This window comes from Kribbella sp. CA-294648, assembly GCF_050943845.1.
Classification (GTDB): Bacteria; Actinomycetota; Actinomycetes; order Propionibacteriales; family Kribbellaceae; genus Kribbella.
Genome location: NZ_CP191981.1, coordinates 4,132,475 through 4,149,109 on the forward strand (window position 1 = coordinate 4,132,475; position 16,635 = coordinate 4,149,109).

Sequence of the window (16,635 nt, forward strand, 5' to 3'; positions counted from 1 at the left end):
GCCCTCCTCTGTGAATCAGGAGTGGGAGCAGGCCTAGGCTACCCGTCGGTAACACCTCCTCCCAACCCGCCACGCCTGTGCCACTGCTCACAGGCGGCGCGAGTTGGCGTAACCCGTGGCGCGTGGCGCGGATCCGGCGCATGCTGAAGGGAAGGGAGTCGTCTCAGGAGTCGCAATGAACAATCTCGAGCTTGCCGTCCCGGTTCTGTCCAGGGGCAAACACCGCAATCCTCGCAAGGGCGCCTGTTTCATGGAGTTCGCTTCGTACCTCGCGGGCGAACCCTGGTCGGATCACCCGGCCTGTACTCATCCACTGCTGGCCAATGTGGCCCGGGACGTCAACGACTGTACGACGGACGCCGGCCGGGTCCGGCTCGCTCCGCTGATCCCGTCGGTGATCGGCCTGACGCCGGACGACCCGCATGTCGTACCGCGGGTGACGGCCGTGTGCGTAGAGCAAGCGCTGCCGGTGGTCTCTCAGGAGCGCCAGTACATCCTCGCTGTCGCCCTGCTGGTGGGGGAGCGCAACCTGGCCGCACTGGACGGCCGGCCGCTCGACAGCCTGCGGCCGGAGGCCCAGGAGGCGCTGGACTCAGTGCCGGCGGCTGCCAAGTGGGCACGGACCTTCACAGCCCGACCACACCGCGGTACGCCGGACTTCGCGCGCCGGACTGCTCCGCGGGCAGTGTCGTGCGCAGTGGAGGGCATCTCGCAGGCCTGCGTGCCAGACCCCGATGAGCGCCTCTACAACCTGCTCAGCGCGGCCATCGCCGAGTGCACGGCGTGGATGCCCGCGCCTGCGCCCGCAGTGCGACGGGAATCCGTGGAGGCGGAACACTGATCATTGGGTGGTCGACTAGGCTCGCTGTGTGACCTTGGAGATCGATACCGGCTCGGGGCTGATCCCGACGCATGTGTGGGAGCCCGCCGGTGGATCCGGGCCGGGCTTGTTGCTGCTTCAGGAGATCTTTGGCGTCTCCGACTACATCCAGCAGCGAGCCTTGGACCTGGCCACCCTCGGGTACTACGTCGTCGCGCCGGAGATCTACTGGCGCCTGGACAACGCGGAGCTGGACGAGTCGGCACCTGACCTGCTCGACCAGGCCATCGCTCTGACCAGCCAGCTCGACTGGGCGACCGCGGTGTCCGACTCGATCGCCGTACTGGATTATCTGCGCAGTCGTGAGACACCTGTCGGGATTGTCGGCTTCTGCTTCGGTGGAGGACTGGGCTTCAACGTGGCTGCCGAGTCGTCCGCGGATGTGCTGGTGAGCTACTACGGGTCTGCCCTCCCACAGCTGGTCAGCCTTGCGCCGAAGGTGGACGCGGTCAGCCTGCATCATTTCGGGGACGCCGACGAGTACCTGAGCCGCGAGACGGTCGACCAGATCGCGGCTGCGGTCGAGGGGCCCGACAACGAGATCTACCGCTATCCCGGAGCCGGGCACGCCTTCGACAACCCGCTGCCCGCCTTCCATCATGCCGAGGCGTCAGCGCTCGCATGGAGCCGTACCGAGATCTTCCTGGCCCGCCACCTCCCCACCGATTGAGGACTTTCGATGAGCCTGTACGACATCCCGTTGCAGACCCTGTCCGGCGCCGAGACCACTCTGGGTGAGTACAAGGGCAAGGCGGTGCTGGTGGTCAACGTGGCCTCCAAGTGCGGCCTCACCCCGCAGTACGAGGGCCTGGAGAAGCTGCAGAAGCAGTACGCGAGCCGTGGCTTCACCGTGCTCGGCGTGCCCTGCAACCAGTTCGGGGGCCAGGAGCCCGGCTCGGCCGAAGAGATCGAGACCTTCTGCTCGACGACGTACGGCGTGACGTTCCCGATGCTCGCCAAGCTCGAGGTCAACGGCGAAGGCCGGCACCCGCTGTATTCCGAACTCACCGCGAGCCCGGACGCCGACGGCGCGGCCGGCGACGTCCAGTGGAACTTCGAGAAGTTCCTGGTCACCCCCGAAGGGACCGTGGCGGCCCGCTTCCGCCCGCAGACCCTGCCCGAGTCGGCCGAGCTCACCGCTGCGATCGAGTCGACGCTGCCGTAGCGCTGGGGGAGAGCCGGCCGACGATCGCCGGCGCTTCGTGGACGAGGCTGTCGTCGGTGAGTGCCTCCACCATGAAGAGGGCGAAGTCGACGCGTCGGGTCAGGTTGCTGGCCAGGATGGGGTCGCCGACGTGGCGGCTCCACACCGGCAGGCCCTGACTCTCGCCTTCTTCGAGGTCGCTGCCACGGACGACGGTCCACCGCCGGTCGCTGGCGAAGATCCGCCGGCAGGCCTCCACCTGGTCGTCGATCTCGACCGCCCGCACGAGCCGGGCCAGCACGGTGGCGACCTGGACCATCGCCCGGAAACGCCTGGAGTACTGATCCTGTCCGTCGCGCGCGACGTGCCAGCCGCAGGAGAAGACCAGACGCGCGTCGGGCTCGGCGTGGTCGAGCACCGCCTGCGCAGTACCTGATGAGTACTGCTTCACACCCCATGGGACGAGCACGGTCAGTACGCCATCGCATCCGGCGACCGCCTGCTTGATCACCGCTGGGTCGTTCGTGGGGCCGGGGTGGACCGTGATGCGCTCCGCGAACTCGGCGAGCTTCGGGACGCTGCGCTCGCGACAGACGCCGACGACCTCGTAGCCGCGATCCAGCGCGTGCCGGACCATGTACCGCCCGAGCTTGCCCGATGCTCCGATGATGCAGACCTTCCGCATGCTGCCCCCTTGGTGCTGAACTTACGATGTAAGTCACGCTAGACTTACGCTGTAAGTACGTCAAGCCGTGGAGGAGCAGGAGAGATGGCCGAGCGGGGCGCGAGAGCGAAGCGGGCACCGCTCAGCCGGGAGCGGATCGTCACCGCCGCGATGGCGCTGGCCGACGAGAAGGGCGAGGCCGGCGTGACGATGCGGGCCGTCGCCGCCCGGCTCGGCGTCGAGGCGATGTCCCTGTACAACCACGTGGCCCGTCGGGAGGAACTGCTCGGCGGCATGGTCGACCGGGTCTTCGGCGAGATCGAGCTGCCGGCCTCGACCAACGATTGGAAACAGGCGCTCCGCGACCGGACGAACTCGGCGCGCACCGTACTGCGGCGCCATCCGTGGGCCGTGAGCCTGATGGACTCCGGCAAGGCGACCGGGCCGGCGCTCTTGCGCCACCACGACGCGGTCCTGGGAGCCCTGCGAGCAGGAGGCTTCTCCGTCGCGATGGCGACCCGGGCCTTCTCGGTGATCGACAGCTATCTGTACGGGTTCGTCATCCAGGAAGTGAGTCTGCCGTTCGCGAACTCCGCGGAGCTCGAGGAGGTCGCGGGGGATCTTGCGCAGGAACTCCCGGCCGACACTTACCCGCATCTCGCGGAGGTCGTCGCCGGACAGCTCCTTGCGCCCGGCTACGACCCTGACGCCGAGTTCGCCTTCGGCCTCGAGCTGATCCTCGGCGCACTCCAGCCGGACGACGTCGAGTCCTAGGCCGGACGAGGTCCTCGATGTCGAGCCGGCGACGACGTGCGGGAAGTCTAGGGAGCGTCGTCCGGGTCGAGGGGTTCGATCGGGGCGGCCTCGGTGGCGAGGGCGTCGGTGAGGGCTTCGGCGGTGAGGCCGATCTGCCATTCGCGGGCGTTGTGGTCGCGCAGGAAGGTCGTGACCGCTGCCAGGTCCGCGTCGGCCGGTGGGGCCCAGGCGAGGCGGCGGATGGTGTCGGGGGAGAGCAGGTTCTCGGTCGGGAGGCGATGGGCCTCCGCGATCTCGCTGACCGCCGCGCGGGCGGCTGACAACCGAGCTGCCGCGTCCGGGTCCCGATCGGCCCAGGCGCGAGCCGGCGGCGGGCCGTCGTACCGGGGGCCTTGTTTGGGGAGTTCGCTCTCGGGCAGGCGGCGGGCGTGGTCGATCGCCTCCCACCACGTGCGCATGTGGCGGTGCGCGCCGCGGCCCTTGAAGGCCGTCAGGCGCTGCAAACTGTCGCGGTCGACCGGCATCGCGGCGGCGGCCTCGACGATGGCCGCGTCCGGGAGGATGCGGCCGGGGGAGATGTCGGCGGAGGCGGCGAGCTGGTCGCGCGCCTCCCACAGAGCGCGGACGACGGCCAGGCTGCGGCGGTTGCGCACCCGGTGCATGCCCGACGTACGCCGCCACGGATCCGGCTTCGGCTCGCGCGGCGGAGCGTTCAGGATCGCGGTGAACTCCTGCTGCGCCCACTCCCACTTGCCCTCGCGGCGCAGCTCGGCCTCGATCGCGTCGCGCAGCTCGATCAGCATCTCGACGTCCAGCGCGGCGTAGATCAGCCACGGGCCGGGCAGCGGACGCGTCGACCAGTCGGCCGCCGAGTGCTCCTTGCGCATCTTGTAGCCGAGGACTTCGCTCACCAGCGAGGCCAGCCCGACCTTGGGGTAGCCGAGCAGCCGGCCGGCGAGTTCGGTGTCGAAGACGGTGCGCGGCACCATGCCGACCTCGGCCAGGCAGGCCAGATCCTGGTTCGCGGCGTGGATGATCCACTCGGCGTCGATGATCGCGTCGCCGAGTGAGGACAGGTCACCGAACGGAATCGGGTCGACCAGCGCCGAACCGGAACCCACCCGGCGGAGCTGGACCAGGTACGCGCGGTGCGAGTAGCGGTAGCCGGAGGCGCGCTCGGCGTCGACCGCGACCGGGCCGGCGCCGGCCCGGAAGGCCTCCACGACCTCGGCCAGGGCCGGGGCGGTGTCGATCACGTCCGACAGTCCGTCGCGGAGTTCGAGCAGTGGCAGGTTCTCGGTCGGGTCGTCCGGGACGGGCGGCTGCTGCTGGGTCTCGGCCGGGCTCATCGGCCCCGCTGACCGCGCCGGGTCGGCATCGCGACCACCCCCGGCGGTACCGGCGGGAGTCCCGCCGCCGTACAGAGCACCTCGCCCCAGGCCTCGGCATGGGGGCTCACGTCGACCATCCCGTCCGGGCCCGGGACAGGGCTCCAGGACGCACGGATCTCGATCTCCGCCGTCGCGTCGTCGTCGGCCATCCCGCCGAAACTCTCGGATACCACCCTGGTGACGGTACCGCTCGGCGCCAGGAACTCCGCGCCCCGGTCGGCCAAAGCCTCCATCAGCCAGGTCCAGCCCACGCCACCGAGCAGCGCGTCCGTCACCATCTCCGGCTCGACGGCAGCACGCACGTACGCGACACAGCGGAAGGTCGACTGCCAGGCGTCGTTCCCCGCCGGGTCGTAGAGGACGACCAGCCGGCCGGTGGCGACATCGTCACCGTCGACCGTCACGTCAGCGCTGACCGCGGCCGCGTGCGGTGCGATCCGCTGCGGCGCGGGCATCTCCTCGACGAACACCTCGGGCCTGAACCGGGCCTCACGCAACTGCGTCAGAGCCTCGGCGAACTCCGCGGGTGGCGCGTCGACCTGCTTGCGGGCACCCATGCTTCGCAGCCTACGACTGATTACTCACCGACGCGGGCGACGACGCGCCGGTGACCGGTTCCGGGCACGGGCTGTGTTGTCTGCGTCGCCTCCGGCGCCGCGGGTCCTGGGGCTAAACTCCCGCCCTTCCCTCGTCGCTCCAGTCGCTTCGCTCCTTCCGCTCCTCAGTCCAGGGCGGGAGGCCCCAGGACCGTGGTGGTGCTCGTGATCCGAGGGGCGGGGCGGGTGGTGCTCGTGATCCGGGAGGCTCAACTCTCGCTGTGCTTTCTGCCTCGCCTTCGGCTCGGCGGGTCCTGGGGCTTTATCTCCCGCCCTTCCCTCGTCTCTGCGGTCGCTTCGCTCCCTCCGTTCCTCAGTCCAGGGCGGGAGGCCCCAGGACCGTGGTGGTGCTCCTGATCCGGCGGCGACTTCTGTGGTGCTCCTGGATCCGGTGGGTGGGAGGGGGAAACGCGTGTGACCGGGGTGATCACAGCGTGGGATCATCGGTCTTGTGCCTGTGACGCAATCTCCTTCATCACCCAGTGCTACCGATGCCCTCGTGGACTCCGCCTTTCTGCGGGCTGCTCGGGGGGAGGCGGTGCCGCATACGCCTGTTTGGTTCATGCGCCAGGCGGGTCGCTCGTTGCCGGAGTACCGGGCGATCCGCGAAGGCACCACGATGCTCGAGTCGTGCAAGCGGCCCGACCTCGTTGTGGAGATAACGCTGCAGCCGGTACGCCGTTACGGCGTCGACGCGGCGATCTTCTTCTCCGACATCGTGCTGCCGCTCAAAGCGGTGGGTGTCGACCTGGAGATCCAGCCCGGCGTCGGCCCGGTGGTCGCCTCGCCGGTGCGGTCGCTGGCCGACCTCGAAGCGGTGCGGCCGGTCACGCCGGCGGACGTCACCTACATCACCGAGTCGGTCCAGGAGCTGACCTCCCAGCTGGGTGCGACGCCGCTGATCGGGTTCGCTGGTGCGCCGTTCACGGTCGCGTCGTACCTGGTCGAGGGTGGGCCGAGCAAGGATCACGCCAAGACGAAGGCGCTGATGCACGGCGATCCGAAGCTCTGGCACGCGCTGGCCGACCGGCTGGCCGAGGTCGCGATCGCCTATCTGTCCGTGCAGATCGAGGCGGGCGCCTCGGCGATCCAGCTGTTCGACTCGTGGGCCGGTGGGTTGTCGGCGCGCGACTACGCGGAGTTCGTGCAGCCGCACTCGGCGAAGGTGTTCGACGCGCTGGCGCAGTACGGCGTACCGCGGCTGCACTTCGGGGTGAACACGGGTGAGCTGCTCGGTCTGATGAGCGAGGCCGGCGCGGATGTCGTCGGCGTCGACTGGCGAGTGCCGCTGGACGAGGCGGTACGCCGGATCACGGTGGCGGGCGGCAAGCCGAAGCCAGTCCAGGGCAACCTCGACCCCGCTCTGCTCTTCGCAGGGTGGGACGCGATCGAGCCCGAGATCGACCGCATCCTGACCGAGGGCAAGGCCGCCCCCGGCCACATCTTCAACCTCGGCCACGGCGTCCCCCCGAACACCGACCCCGACGTCCTCCTCAAGGTGGTCGAGGCGGTCCACAGCAAGTCCGCCCGTGGCTGAAACCAGCGCGTTGCCGGACGGGATTCGGCTGGAGCGCCTTCGGGCTGACCACGCGCCGGCGGTGTTCGCGTTCGAGCTGGAGAACCGCGAGTACTTCGCGAAGCACATCGCCGACCGTGGTGACGAGTACTTCGCGGAGTTCGACGCCAGGCATCAGTCGCTGGTGGACGACCAGGATGCGGGAGAGCTCCACTTCCACGTGCTCGTGGATGCCGAGGGCAAGGTCCTCGGCCGGGTGAACCTGGTCGACGTCGCCGACGGTTCGGCGGAACTCGGCTACCGCATCGCGGAGAGCGCCACCGGCCGAGGGCTGGCGACGGCCGCAGTACTCGAGCTGTGTGCCCTGGCAGCCCGCGACTACGGCCTCCGAGAGCTGCGTGCCGGGACCCATGTGGAGAACGCGGCATCCCGGGCCGTGCTGGACCGCACCGGCTTCGAGGTGGTCGGCGAGACCATCTACCAAGGCCGCCCCAACCTCACTTACCGCCGCTCTCTGACGGTCTGATCTGATTGCCCCCGTGGAGCATTCTGTAGTTGTCGTCGGTGGCGGGATCAGCGGGTTGGCCGCGGCACATGCGCTAGCCACCGGACCCAACCCGCCGCAGATCACCGTGCTGGAGTCATCGCCACGGCTCGGCGGGAAGCTGTCCGGCGGCGAGCTCGAGGGTGTCCCGGTCGACCTCGGCGCGGAGTCCGTGCTGGCCCGCCGTCCCGAGGCGGTCGACCTGATCCGGGCCGTCGGGCTCGGTGACGACTTGGTGCATCCGGCAACGACGTCGGCCGGGCTTTGGATCGGCGACCGCATCCGCGCCATCCCGCCGACCGTGATGGGCGTGCCCTCCGACGCGAGCGCCGCGGTCGACGTACTGGGCAAGGAGGCTGCCGAGGCGGTCGCGCACGAGCCTGACCTTCCGGCGCCCGCGCTGACGGAGGATGTCGCGATCGGCCGGTTCGTTGCCGAACGCATGGGCCAGGCCGTCTCCGACCGGCTGGTCGATCCGCTGCTGGGCGGCGTCTACGCGGGTCGCGCCGAGGAGATTTCGCTGGCGGCCGCAGTACCGGAGCTCTACGCCAGGCTGCGGACCGCTCCCAGCCTGCTGGCGGCAACTGCTGAGCTGCGAGAGACCGGTCAGCGCCGCAACGCTGCCGGTGAACCTGTGTTCGCCGGGCTGAGGGGCGGGATCAACCGGCTCATCACCGCCTTGGAGACCGACCTGGTCGCGCGCGGAGTCCAGATCCAGCGCCAAGCGACCGTACGCCGAATCCGCCGTACTGCGAACGGCTACGAGCTGGAGTCGGGCCCAGTGCCGGCCCCGACCTTCCTGCAAGCAGATGCCGTCGTCATAGCCGTCCCTGCCACCCCAGCGGCTCGCATGCTGGCCGACGTGGTTCCGCAGGCTTCGACGGAGCTCGCTGCCATCGAGTACGCGAGCATGGCGATCGTCACGCTCGCAGTACGCAAGGAGGACTGGCCCTCCAACGCGACCGGCTCCGGCTTCTTGGTGCCGTCCGTTGAGGGCCGCACCATCAAGGCGTCCACCTACTCCCACGCCAAGTGGCAGTGGTCCGCCGACGCCGGGGGAGACCTCGCAGTACTGCGCTGCTCTGTCGGGCGGCTCGGTGAGGAGTACGTACTCCAACGCTCCGACGAGGAGCTCACAGCACTCGCTGCTGCGGATCTGCGGACAGCCATAGGTCTGCAGGCACCCGTGGTCGGCTCGCTGGTGACCAGGTGGGGCGGCGGGCTTCCGCAGTACGCCGTGGGGCACCTGGACCGGATCGACCGGGTGGAGGCGGCTGTAGCCGATCAGCCCGGCCTGGCCGTTTGCGGCGCGGCGTACCGGGGCGTCGGTATCGCAGCCTGTGTCGCGTCGGCAGCGAAGGCGGCAACGCGGGTGCTGGCTCACCTGCAGTCGCCTGCCGGTGAGCCAGCTAAAACCTCTAAGCGCTAGACGAGCACCTCCTCCTTGGCAGGGCCGGGGTCTGACTGCGGCGTCTCGCCTTCGAGGTCGACGTGCGGCAGGAGCCGGTCGAGCCAGGCCGGGAGCCACCAGTTGGCGTCGCCCAGCAGCTTCATCGTCGCGGGCACCAGCACCATCCGGACGATGGTCGCGTCCACGAAGATGGCCATCGCCAGGCCGAGCCCGAACATCTTGGCGGTCGGATCGTCGCCGAGGACGAAGCCGAGGAAGACCGAGATCATGATCAGCGCCGCCGAGGTGATCACCCGCCCGGTGCTCGCGATGCCCTCGATGACCGAGCTGACGTTGTCGCCGGTGGCGAGGTAGCGCTCGCGGATCCGGGACAGCAGGAACACCTCGTAGTCCATCGACAGGCCGAAGACGATCGCGAACATGAACATCGGGATGAACGGAAGGATCGGCAGGGTCGACTCCAGCCCGATCAGGTCCGCGCCCCAGCCCCACTGGAACACCATCACCATCACGCCGAAGGAGGCGCCGATGCTGAGCAGGTTCATCAGGGCTGCCTTCAACGGCACCAGCACCGAGCGGAAGACGAGCATCAGCAGCAGGAAGGACAGCAGGACCACAGCGCCGATGAACCAGGGCAGCCGGTCGCTGACCTTGCCGCCGAGATCGGCCGAGAGCGCTGTCTGGCCACCGATGTGGGCGCGAGCCGAGCTCTGCCCGAGTACGACGGGGAAGACGTCGGCGCGGAGCCGCTGGATGGTTGCCACGGTCGCGTCGTCCTGCGGCCCGGTGGTCGGGAAGGCCACGATCGTCGCGACACCCTGCTTCACCTGAGGAGGCGCGGCAGCGGCGATGCCCTTGTCGGCCGTGATGGCGCTGAGCAGAGGCTGCACCACACTGGCGTCCCGCGAGATGTCGACGGCAACGACCAGCGGGCCGTTCAGACCGGGACCGAAGCCCTTGGCAACCAGGTCGTACGCGCGGCGTTCCGTCCGGCTGTCGGGCAGCGTGCCTTCGTCCGGCGTACCGACGCGCAGAGCCAACACCGGTGCGGCCAAAGCCAGCAGCAAGACGGTCGCGGCAACGACGTAGGCCTTGGCGTTCCTGGAGACGTGCCGGCCCCAACGCTGCCAGCCGGCACCGGCCGTCGTCCGCGGACGCCGTACTGCGAGCCGGTTGATCCAGTGGCCGGCCAGTCCGAGGAACGCGGGCAGCAAGGTGATCGAGGCGGCGACCATGATCAGCACGATGATCGAGACGGCGACCCCGCCACCGGTCAGGAACGGTACGCCGGCGACCGCCAGGCCGAGGATCGCGATCACCACGGTGCCACCGGCGATGACGACGGCCTGACCAGCCGTCGCGACCGCCCGGCCGATCGACTCGTCGACCGCGAGTCCTTGTGTCAGGTACTCGCGGTGCCGGGTGACCAGGAAGAGCGCGTAGTCGATGCCCACCCCGAGACCGACCATGCTGCCGATCACCGGCGCCCAGCTGGGAATGTCGATCAGATAGGTGACCAGCGACAACGAACTGGTACCGAGCGCGATCCCGAACAGGGCCAGCCCGATCGGCAGCCCCATCGCGATCAGCGAGCCGAACGCGACCAGCAGGATGATCACGGCGGCGACCAGCCCGATCAGCTCACCGCGGCCGGTCTCCGCCTCCTCGAACGCCGAGAACAGGTCGCCACCCATCTCGATGCGGAGTGGCGAGCCGGCGGCTTCCTTGGCCGCGAACTCCTGCAGGTTCTCCAGGTCGGCCACGGCCAGGTCCTCGATCACCGGGTACTGCAGCCGGAGGATCGCGACGCGCCCGTCGGGGGAGATCGTCGCGCCGCTGGTGTCGAGCACCTTGGGCAGACTGGCGACGTCTGCTTGCAGCTTCGTCCAGGCCGCCCGCGTCTCCGCGGAGGTGGAGAAGGTCGCCTGCTCGTCGCGCGGGGTGACGACCAGTTGGGCGGTGAGGCCGGCTTGGTCGTTGCCGGCCGCGGTCAGCAGCTCGGTCGCGTGCTGCGAGTCGAGTCCGGGCGCTCCGAAGGTGTTCTCCAGCTTCTGGCCGAAGACGCCGGCCGCGGTGACGACGAGGACGGCCAGCGCGACCCACGTTCCGATCACCGTCCAGGGACGACGGGCGGCGAACCGGCCCAAGCGGTACAAAGCATTCGACATCATCGGTGTTCTCCTCGGGGCCCAGCGGGACAGTGCTCTCAGCCTGGCCAGCCGCGGCCCTCCGCACCTCGGACGAAGGGCCGGACCTGTCTCGGCCGTCCGGCCGACCGGCGTGCCGTACTTCCGGCCGATCCCTGATCCGCTCCGGCTCTCTACGCTGTGGCCATGCTGAGAAACGCGGTGCAGTCCTTCTTGGCCGTGCCGCGTGCGCCGCACCCGCCACGGCGGGTCTGGCGTGACTGGGCGCTGGTCGCCGTACTGCTTCCCACGGCAGTCCTCGAGGGCGTACTGCGAGAGGACGTCCCCTGGCGACCAGTCGCAATAGTGCTCGCCGCCGGGTCGATCCTCGCGCTGCTGTGGCGGCGCACTCATCCGCTGACGGTGCCGGCCGTCGTGTTCGGCGTCGTGACGCTGGGAAGCGTGGTGAGCCTGGTCAGCGATCTGCCGCCGATCGGCCTCAACACGATGGTCGCCGTGGTCCTGCTGCCCTACTCGCTCGTCCGTTGGGGCTCTGGACGGGAGATCGGGATCGGGCTGGTGATCCTCCTGATCGCCTTGGTCACCGGCAGCGCGGCCGACTTCAACGGCCTCGGCGAGGCGATCGCCGGCGGCGTCTTCCTGTTCTTCCCGGCGACGCTCGGCCATGGCGTTCGCTACTGGACCACGTCCCGGCTGCAGGAACGCGAAGAGATGCGGCTGCGAGAGCGCGAGCTTCTCGCCCGCGAGCTGCACGACACGGTCGCCCACCACGTGTCGGCCATCGCGATCCGGGCCCAGGCCGGCCGAGTCGTCGCCGCGACCGATCCGTCGGCTGCCATCGACGCGCTGATGGTCATCGAGGCGGAGGCCTCGCGTACCCTCGCCGAAATGCGCGTCATGGTGGGCAATCTGCGGGAGGACGAGGCGGCGTCCATGGCCCCGCCCCAGGGTGTGGCCGATCTCGAGCGCCTGGTCCGCAGCGTCGGGGACCGGCCGCGGGTCGAGCTGGAACTGACCGGCGATCTCGCGGACCTGCAGCCTGCCGTCGGTGCGGCGGTCTACCGGATCGCCCAGGAGTCGATCACCAACGCCGTCCGGCACGCGCGCCACGCCACCCGGATCGACGTCCGGGTCGCGGGGGAGGAGCGCTGCGTGAGGCTGACCGTCCGCGACGACGGAGATGCCGGCGCCAGCGCCTGGAACTCGTCGGGGTACGGGCTGGTCGGGATGACCGAGCGGGCGACGCTGCTGGGCGGAACCTTCGAGGCAGGGCCCGGCCCGGACCGCGGCTGGACCGTCGAAGCGGTGCTGCCGAGATCGGGCGCGGCCAGATGACGATCCGCGTGCTGGTCGCCGACGACCAGGAACTCATCCGTACCGGGTTGTCGATGATCCTCGGCGCCCAGCCGGGCATCGAGGTGGTCGGCCAGGCCGTCGACGGGCTGGAAGCGGTGGCGCTTGCGCGGCGGCTCCGACCGGACGTGTGCCTGTTCGACATCCGGATGCCAGGCATGGACGGAATCGCGGCGACCCGCGAGTTGGCCGGACCCGAGGTGGCTGATCCACTGGCTGTCGTGGTGATCACAACCTTCGACCTCGACGAGTACGTGCATGGCGCGCTGAAGGCCGGCGCCCGCGGCTTCCTGCTGAAGGACGCCGGCCCCGAACTCCTCGCCCAGGCGATCCACGCCGCAGCCGAAGGCGATGCCCTGATCGCCCCGAAGATCACCGCCAGGCTCCTCGCGGCCTTCTCCGACACGCGACTCGGCCGGCCACCGGCTCAGCCCGTCGAGCCGCTGACCAGCCGCGAGGAAGAGGTACTGATCACGGTGGCCCGCGGCCGGACCAACTCCGAGATCGCCGCGGAACTGCACATCAGCCTCAGCACCGTGAAGACGCACCTCGCCAGCGTGATGACCAAACTAGGCGCCCGCAACCGGGTCGAGATCGTCATGTGGGCCTACGAAACCGGCCGCGTCACCCGCTAACCGAGCCTGGTGTCGGCCGTCTCCCACCAGGCGACCTGTGGCCGGGATGCCTGCAGGTCGGTGATCAGCCGGATGACCCGGACGGCGTAGACCGCGCAGACGACCGTCAGCACCGAGGAAGCGGTGATGGCCAGCGTCTGGGTGAGCAGATCGCGGGCGGACGGCTGGTCGGCGAAGAAACCTGGGTCGGCGAACTCGATCACGTTGCCGGCGATCCAGGTGGCCCACCAGATCGTGACGACCTTCAGCCGCAGCGGCGGGAGTTCCTCGGCGTGCGGAGGGGTCCGGGGGTCGCTGGCCGCGATGACGTCGTCGACGATCTGCTTGGGATACCAGAACGCGATGACCGGCACGAACCAGCTGCCGACCACCCAGCCCCGGCCGTGCCGGTGCGGTGCCTTGGTGAGCCGCTCCGCGATCGCCCGGACCCGGCGCAGCCAGACGATGAACACCACCGCTGCGGCGACCCCGAACACGGCCCAGATCACTTCGACGGCACGGACGGCGTCCGGGTCATAGCTCTGGAGATCGTCTTTGAAGGTCAAATACTCGTACCACCGCCAGCCGGCCGCCAGTATCGCGGTGAGTGCGGCGAGCCAGACCAGAACCGCTGTGATCCTGGGCAGATCCCTCGTTGTGCTTCCCCCCTGTGATGCCTGTTTGGCGCACCCTAGAGGCAACCCGGGTGCACGGTGTCTCGATTGGATGGCGACAATGGGTGAGTGACCGAGACGAAGCCGAAGGCGCGCGAGCTGAACAATGTGATCCGCTACACCATGTGGTCGGTGTTCAAGGTGGAGACGCCGCTCGGTGAGGCGGATCGGGACGAGCTGGTGGCGGAGCTTGCCGAGCAGTTGGGCAAGCTGGGGGCTGACGAGGACGTGGTGATCCGCGGCTGGTACGACGTGGAGGGCTTCCGCGCCGACGCCGATTTCATGGTCTGGTGGCACGCGCCGACGTCCGACGCGCTACAGAAGGCCTATCACGTACTGCGTCGCTCGCGGCTCGGCCGCCATCTCGCGCCGATCTGGTCGCAGTTCGCGCTGCACCGGCCGGCGGAGTTCAACAAGAGCCACATCCCGGCGTTCCTGGCCGACGAGGAGGCGCGCGGCTACGTCTGCGTCTACCCGTTCGTCCGGTCCTACGAGTGGTACCTGCTGCCCGACGAGGAGCGCCGGTTCATGCTCGCCGAGCACGGCAAGATGGCGCGCACCTACCCCGACGTACGGGCGAACACGGTCGCGTCGTTCGCGCTCGGCGACTACGAGTGGATGCTGGCCTTCGAGGCCGACGAGCTGCACCGGATGGTCGACCTGATGCGTGACCTGCGGGCTTCGACCGCTCGCCGGCACGTGCGCGAGGAGGTCCCCTTCTACACCGGCAAGCGGACCGAGCTGAGCGATCTCGTCGCGAACCTGGCCTGAGGCGATGGAGCGCAAAGCCTTCCCGGTGCTGTACGTGACCAGCGTGCGCCGGTCACTTGAGTTCTACGCACTGCTCGGCTACGAGTCGCGGTACCAGTTCCCGCTGGAAGGCGAGCCGCACTACGTCGGGCTGGAGCGCGGCGAGTCCTCACTGGGCATCGCCGACTCGGGCTGGCCCGAGGCGCAGCTCGGCATCACCGTCGGCACGGCTCCACGCTTCGAACTCTTCGTGTACGTCGACGATGTCGAGGCGACCGTCGAGGCCTTCCGCGCCGCCGGCTACACCGTGCTCCAGCAGCCGGCCACCATGCCGTGGGGCGAACGCCAGGCCTACGTCTCCGACCCGGACAACAACCCGGTCGCCCTCGCCACCCCGATCTGACCCGTCACTGGGACGGGCGCGATCCGCGGGAACTGAGGTACCGGATGGGCCGGATCAGACTCCGGTAGAAGGGCCGCACCACTCGGCCGGGCAACAGGCCGTGGCGCTCCTCTTCCCACACCCTGCCTCGGGGATGACTCCTGATCACCGGACCTTCGGTGATCGGCGGAGCCTCGGTCAGCAGCGCGATACGGGACAGGTGCTTGATGTTGAGGTACCCGTACTGACGAGGGCTGACCAGGCGAACCGGTGCTCCGTGATCCCCGTCGAGCGGCCGGCCGTTGAGATTCACGGCGATCAGTACGTCGTCCGCCAGGATGTCCTCGATCGTCAACGCGCCTTCGTGCCCGTCGAGTCCCCGGCACCCGACATGCGTGATCGTGGCGTCGGGGCGCAGTACTGGTTCGAGGTGGGCCCGATAGAAGGTCTCGAACAAGACGCCCTCCCAGAGCAGATCGGTCGCCGACCAGCCCGCCACGCAGTGGAAGTCGGCCCGGATCTCCTTGCGGGGCAGGGCCGAGAGCTCGGCCAGTGGCAAATCGAACTTCTCGGTCACCGCCCCGCGCACCTTGATCACCGGGTCGGCGGGAACAGCCGGCGGCGGTTTCGACAGATGCGTCCCGAACCGCGGAAACCCCTCAACCCGCCGCTGCCCCGGAGGAAGCCCAGTCCTAAGTTCCATGCCCGCAGCATCCCCTGCCGCGCCCCTCGCCGGCATCGTCCTCGAGGGGGAACCGGCCTCCACCTTTGGGGTGGGCTACCGAGAGACCTCCGCAGGTTGCGTCAGACCCGGGTGCGAAGTTCGGTGTCCAGCCAGACAGCGAACTGCTTGGGGTGGCGGAGGACCAGGTCGCTCACCGCGAGTTTCCGCTCACCGGAGAACAGGACGACCTTGCCGTCCGCTACCTCCATCCGCTCGATCTCGGACCAGGCGAGCCGGCCCTGGCCGACCGAGACACCAGCGTCGTCGACGATCACCCGCGACCGTCCGCCGCGCACGGTGTTGAGCGAACTCAGCACCAGGTACACCGCGCCGACGGCGATGGCAGCGCGTACGTAGTCGTAGGCACTCCAGGTGTCGGCCTGGAGCTCCTGAACAGCATTGACGCCGTTGACGATGCCGACGAGGGCGATGAACGCCAGCCATGCGACCTTGTCGCGGCGTAGGCCCAGTACCAGCCGGCTGGTTTGCTGTAACTCAGCCGCCCACTGCACGGCCGGACTTTCCTTCGGCATCGCACCCCACCTGTCCGGCTCCCCGCGGCAACCGCCGCTGCGTAGATCATCGCAAACCGGAGGCTCGTCGAGGTGCCTACTCCGCAGGCGCGAGCGACAGGCTGACGGAGTTGATGCAGTAGCGGAGGTCGGTGGGGGTGCCGTAGCCCTCGCCTTCGAAGACGTGGCCGAGGTGGGAGCCGCAGTTGGCGCAGCGGACCTCGACCCGCTTCATGCCGAGGTCGTGGTCCTCGATGTACTCCACCCGGTCCTCGGCCAGTGGGGCGAAGAACGACGGCCAGCCGCAGTGCGAGTCGAACTTGGTCTCGCTGCGGAACAACTCCGCGTCACACGCGCGGCACTTGTAGACGCCGATCGTCTTGGTGTCGGTGTACTCCCCGGTGAACGGCCGCTCGGTGCCGGCCTTGCGCAGTACCTGGAACTCCGCCGGCGAGAGTTGGGCGCGCCACTCCTCGTCGGACTTCTGTACGGCGTACTGCCTGGTGCTCTTGGTCATGGCTCCAGTATCTGCGGCCGGTCAACCAAAACCCCGCCCGCCCGGCCGCCGTAAGACAGC

At 69.2% G+C, this 16,635-nt stretch carries 19 protein-coding genes; 11 read left to right on the forward strand and 8 right to left on the reverse strand.

What is annotated here, in order from left to right:
* Nucleotides 1–175: 175 nt before the first annotated feature.
* Genes ACQPYM_RS19635 through ACQPYM_RS19645 form a run of 3 tightly spaced genes read left to right on the forward strand, consistent with a single transcriptional unit; the run spans nt 176 to nt 2,045 of the window.
* On the forward strand, nt 176–841 hold the full coding sequence (locus ACQPYM_RS19635) for a hypothetical protein (RefSeq protein ID WP_433022683.1): 666 nt from the start codon (nt 176–178) through the stop codon (nt 839–841).
* Nucleotides 842–869: 28 nt separating this feature from the next.
* Complete coding sequence (locus tag ACQPYM_RS19640) at nt 870–1,550, forward strand: dienelactone hydrolase family protein (protein WP_433022685.1); 681 nt, start codon at nt 870–872, stop codon at nt 1,548–1,550.
* Nucleotides 1,551–1,559: 9 nt separating this feature from the next.
* Nucleotides 1,560–2,045: a glutathione peroxidase gene (locus tag ACQPYM_RS19645; protein WP_433022687.1), complete on the forward strand. Its 486-nt coding sequence runs from the start codon at nt 1,560–1,562 to the stop codon at nt 2,043–2,045.
* On the opposite strand, the gene ACQPYM_RS19650 is transcribed toward ACQPYM_RS19645, so the two are convergent.
* The gene (locus ACQPYM_RS19650; protein ID WP_433022689.1) at nt 2,014–2,709 is read right to left on the reverse strand and encodes an NAD(P)-dependent oxidoreductase; all 696 of its coding nucleotides are present in this window, start codon (nt 2,707–2,709) and stop codon (nt 2,014–2,016) included. The two genes, ACQPYM_RS19645 and ACQPYM_RS19650, sit on opposite strands and share 32 nt — an antisense overlap.
* Before the next feature lie 84 nt (nt 2,710–2,793).
* Here ACQPYM_RS19650 and ACQPYM_RS19655 point away from each other — a divergent pair, with 84 nt between their 5' ends.
* A complete protein-coding gene (locus ACQPYM_RS19655) occupies nt 2,794–3,462 on the forward strand; it encodes a TetR/AcrR family transcriptional regulator (RefSeq protein ID WP_433022691.1) in 669 nt (222 codons plus the stop codon).
* 47 nt (nt 3,463–3,509) lie between these two features.
* Here ACQPYM_RS19655 and ACQPYM_RS19660 read toward each other — a convergent pair whose 3' ends face one another.
* Nucleotides 3,510–4,793, reverse strand: a complete 1,284-nt coding sequence (locus ACQPYM_RS19660; RefSeq protein WP_433022693.1) for an HRDC domain-containing protein — start codon at nt 4,791–4,793, stop codon at nt 3,510–3,512.
* Nucleotides 4,790–5,392 (reverse strand): DUF3000 domain-containing protein, encoded by a 603-nt coding sequence (locus ACQPYM_RS19665; RefSeq protein ID WP_433022694.1) that lies wholly within the window; start codon nt 5,390–5,392, stop codon nt 4,790–4,792. The genes ACQPYM_RS19660 and ACQPYM_RS19665 overlap by 4 nt, the downstream gene beginning before the upstream one ends.
* 490 nt (nt 5,393–5,882) lie before the next feature.
* Here ACQPYM_RS19665 and hemE point away from each other — a divergent pair, with 490 nt between their 5' ends.
* Genes hemE through hemG form a run of 3 tightly spaced genes read left to right on the forward strand, consistent with a single transcriptional unit; the run spans nt 5,883 to nt 8,920 of the window.
* Nucleotides 5,883–6,968, forward strand: coding sequence for a uroporphyrinogen decarboxylase (gene hemE, locus ACQPYM_RS19670; RefSeq protein ID WP_433022696.1), 1,086 nt, complete (start codon nt 5,883–5,885; stop codon nt 6,966–6,968).
* Nucleotides 6,961–7,473: a GNAT family N-acetyltransferase gene (locus ACQPYM_RS19675; RefSeq protein ID WP_433022698.1), complete on the forward strand. Its 513-nt coding sequence runs from the start codon at nt 6,961–6,963 to the stop codon at nt 7,471–7,473. Before hemE ends, ACQPYM_RS19675 begins: the two co-directional genes overlap by 8 nt.
* Before the next feature lie 13 nt (nt 7,474–7,486).
* Nucleotides 7,487–8,920, forward strand: a complete 1,434-nt coding sequence (hemG, locus tag ACQPYM_RS19680) for a protoporphyrinogen oxidase (protein WP_433022700.1) — start codon at nt 7,487–7,489, stop codon at nt 8,918–8,920.
* On the opposite strand, the gene ACQPYM_RS19685 is transcribed toward hemG, so the two are convergent.
* Entirely contained in the window at nt 8,917–11,070 is a 2,154-nt protein-coding gene (locus tag ACQPYM_RS19685) for an MMPL family transporter (protein WP_433022702.1), read from the reverse strand. The genes hemG and ACQPYM_RS19685 overlap by 4 nt on opposite strands.
* A 165-nt stretch (nt 11,071–11,235) precedes the next feature.
* Here ACQPYM_RS19685 and ACQPYM_RS19690 point away from each other — a divergent pair, with 165 nt between their 5' ends.
* Together ACQPYM_RS19690 and ACQPYM_RS19695 are read left to right on the forward strand one after the other, a co-directional pair.
* Nucleotides 11,236–12,384, forward strand: a complete 1,149-nt coding sequence (locus ACQPYM_RS19690; protein ID WP_433022704.1) for a sensor histidine kinase — start codon at nt 11,236–11,238, stop codon at nt 12,382–12,384.
* Nucleotides 12,381–13,037 (forward strand): response regulator, encoded by a 657-nt coding sequence (locus ACQPYM_RS19695; protein WP_433022706.1) that lies wholly within the window; start codon nt 12,381–12,383, stop codon nt 13,035–13,037. The genes ACQPYM_RS19690 and ACQPYM_RS19695 overlap by 4 nt, the downstream gene beginning before the upstream one ends.
* Here ACQPYM_RS19695 and ACQPYM_RS19700 read toward each other — a convergent pair.
* On the reverse strand, nt 13,034–13,582 hold the full coding sequence (locus tag ACQPYM_RS19700; protein WP_433022708.1) for a DUF4328 domain-containing protein: 549 nt from the start codon (nt 13,580–13,582) through the stop codon (nt 13,034–13,036). The genes ACQPYM_RS19695 and ACQPYM_RS19700 overlap by 4 nt on opposite strands.
* 231 nt (nt 13,583–13,813) lie before the next feature.
* On the opposite strand from ACQPYM_RS19700, the gene hemQ reads away from it, so the two are divergent.
* Entirely contained in the window at nt 13,814–14,461 is a 648-nt protein-coding gene (gene hemQ, locus ACQPYM_RS19705; RefSeq protein ID WP_433023335.1) for a hydrogen peroxide-dependent heme synthase, read from the forward strand.
* A gap of 4 nt (nt 14,462–14,465) precedes the next feature.
* Nucleotides 14,466–14,843 (forward strand): VOC family protein, encoded by a 378-nt coding sequence (locus ACQPYM_RS19710; RefSeq protein WP_433022710.1) that lies wholly within the window; start codon nt 14,466–14,468, stop codon nt 14,841–14,843.
* Nucleotides 14,844–14,847: 4 nt separating this feature from the next.
* On the opposite strand, the gene ACQPYM_RS19715 is transcribed toward ACQPYM_RS19710, so the two are convergent.
* From ACQPYM_RS19715 to msrB, 3 genes are all read right to left on the reverse strand, one after another.
* Entirely contained in the window at nt 14,848–15,399 is a 552-nt protein-coding gene (locus ACQPYM_RS19715; protein ID WP_433022712.1) for a molybdopterin-dependent oxidoreductase, read from the reverse strand.
* Between the two features lie 227 nt (nt 15,400–15,626).
* Nucleotides 15,627–16,079, reverse strand: coding sequence for a hypothetical protein (locus tag ACQPYM_RS19720; RefSeq protein WP_433022714.1), 453 nt, complete (start codon nt 16,077–16,079; stop codon nt 15,627–15,629).
* A 76-nt stretch (nt 16,080–16,155) separates the two neighbouring features.
* On the reverse strand, nt 16,156–16,575 hold the full coding sequence (gene msrB, locus ACQPYM_RS19725; RefSeq protein WP_360272994.1) for a peptide-methionine (R)-S-oxide reductase MsrB: 420 nt from the start codon (nt 16,573–16,575) through the stop codon (nt 16,156–16,158).
* Between the last annotated feature and the right edge of the window lie 60 nt (nt 16,576–16,635).

Bases quoted from the DNA above. Each gene is read 5' to 3' on its own strand.
- ACQPYM_RS19635 (WP_433022683.1), top strand. From the start codon at position 176: ATGAACAATCTCGAGCTTGCCGTCCCGGTTCTGTCCAGGGGCAAACAC.
- ACQPYM_RS19645 (WP_433022687.1), top strand. From the start codon at position 1,560: ATGAGCCTGTACGACATCCCGTTGCAGACCCTGTCCGGCGCCGAGACC.
- ACQPYM_RS19650 (WP_433022689.1), bottom strand. From the start codon at position 2,709: ATGCGGAAGGTCTGCATCATCGGAGCATCGGGCAAGCTCGGGCGGTAC.
- ACQPYM_RS19655 (WP_433022691.1), top strand. From the start codon at position 2,794: ATGGCCGAGCGGGGCGCGAGAGCGAAGCGGGCACCGCTCAGCCGGGAG.
- ACQPYM_RS19660 (WP_433022693.1), bottom strand. From the start codon at position 4,793: ATGAGCCCGGCCGAGACCCAGCAGCAGCCGCCCGTCCCGGACGACCCG.
- ACQPYM_RS19665 (WP_433022694.1), bottom strand. From the start codon at position 5,392: ATGGGTGCCCGCAAGCAGGTCGACGCGCCACCCGCGGAGTTCGCCGAG.
- ACQPYM_RS19685 (WP_433022702.1), bottom strand. From the start codon at position 11,070: ATGTCGAATGCTTTGTACCGCTTGGGCCGGTTCGCCGCCCGTCGTCCC.
- ACQPYM_RS19690 (WP_433022704.1), top strand. From the start codon at position 11,236: ATGCTGAGAAACGCGGTGCAGTCCTTCTTGGCCGTGCCGCGTGCGCCG.
- ACQPYM_RS19695 (WP_433022706.1), top strand. From the start codon at position 12,381: ATGACGATCCGCGTGCTGGTCGCCGACGACCAGGAACTCATCCGTACC.
- hemQ (WP_433023335.1), top strand. From the start codon at position 13,814: ATGTGGTCGGTGTTCAAGGTGGAGACGCCGCTCGGTGAGGCGGATCGG.
- ACQPYM_RS19710 (WP_433022710.1), top strand. From the start codon at position 14,466: ATGGAGCGCAAAGCCTTCCCGGTGCTGTACGTGACCAGCGTGCGCCGG.
- ACQPYM_RS19720 (WP_433022714.1), bottom strand. From the start codon at position 16,079: ATGCCGAAGGAAAGTCCGGCCGTGCAGTGGGCGGCTGAGTTACAGCAA.
- msrB (WP_360272994.1), bottom strand. From the start codon at position 16,575: ATGACCAAGAGCACCAGGCAGTACGCCGTACAGAAGTCCGACGAGGAG.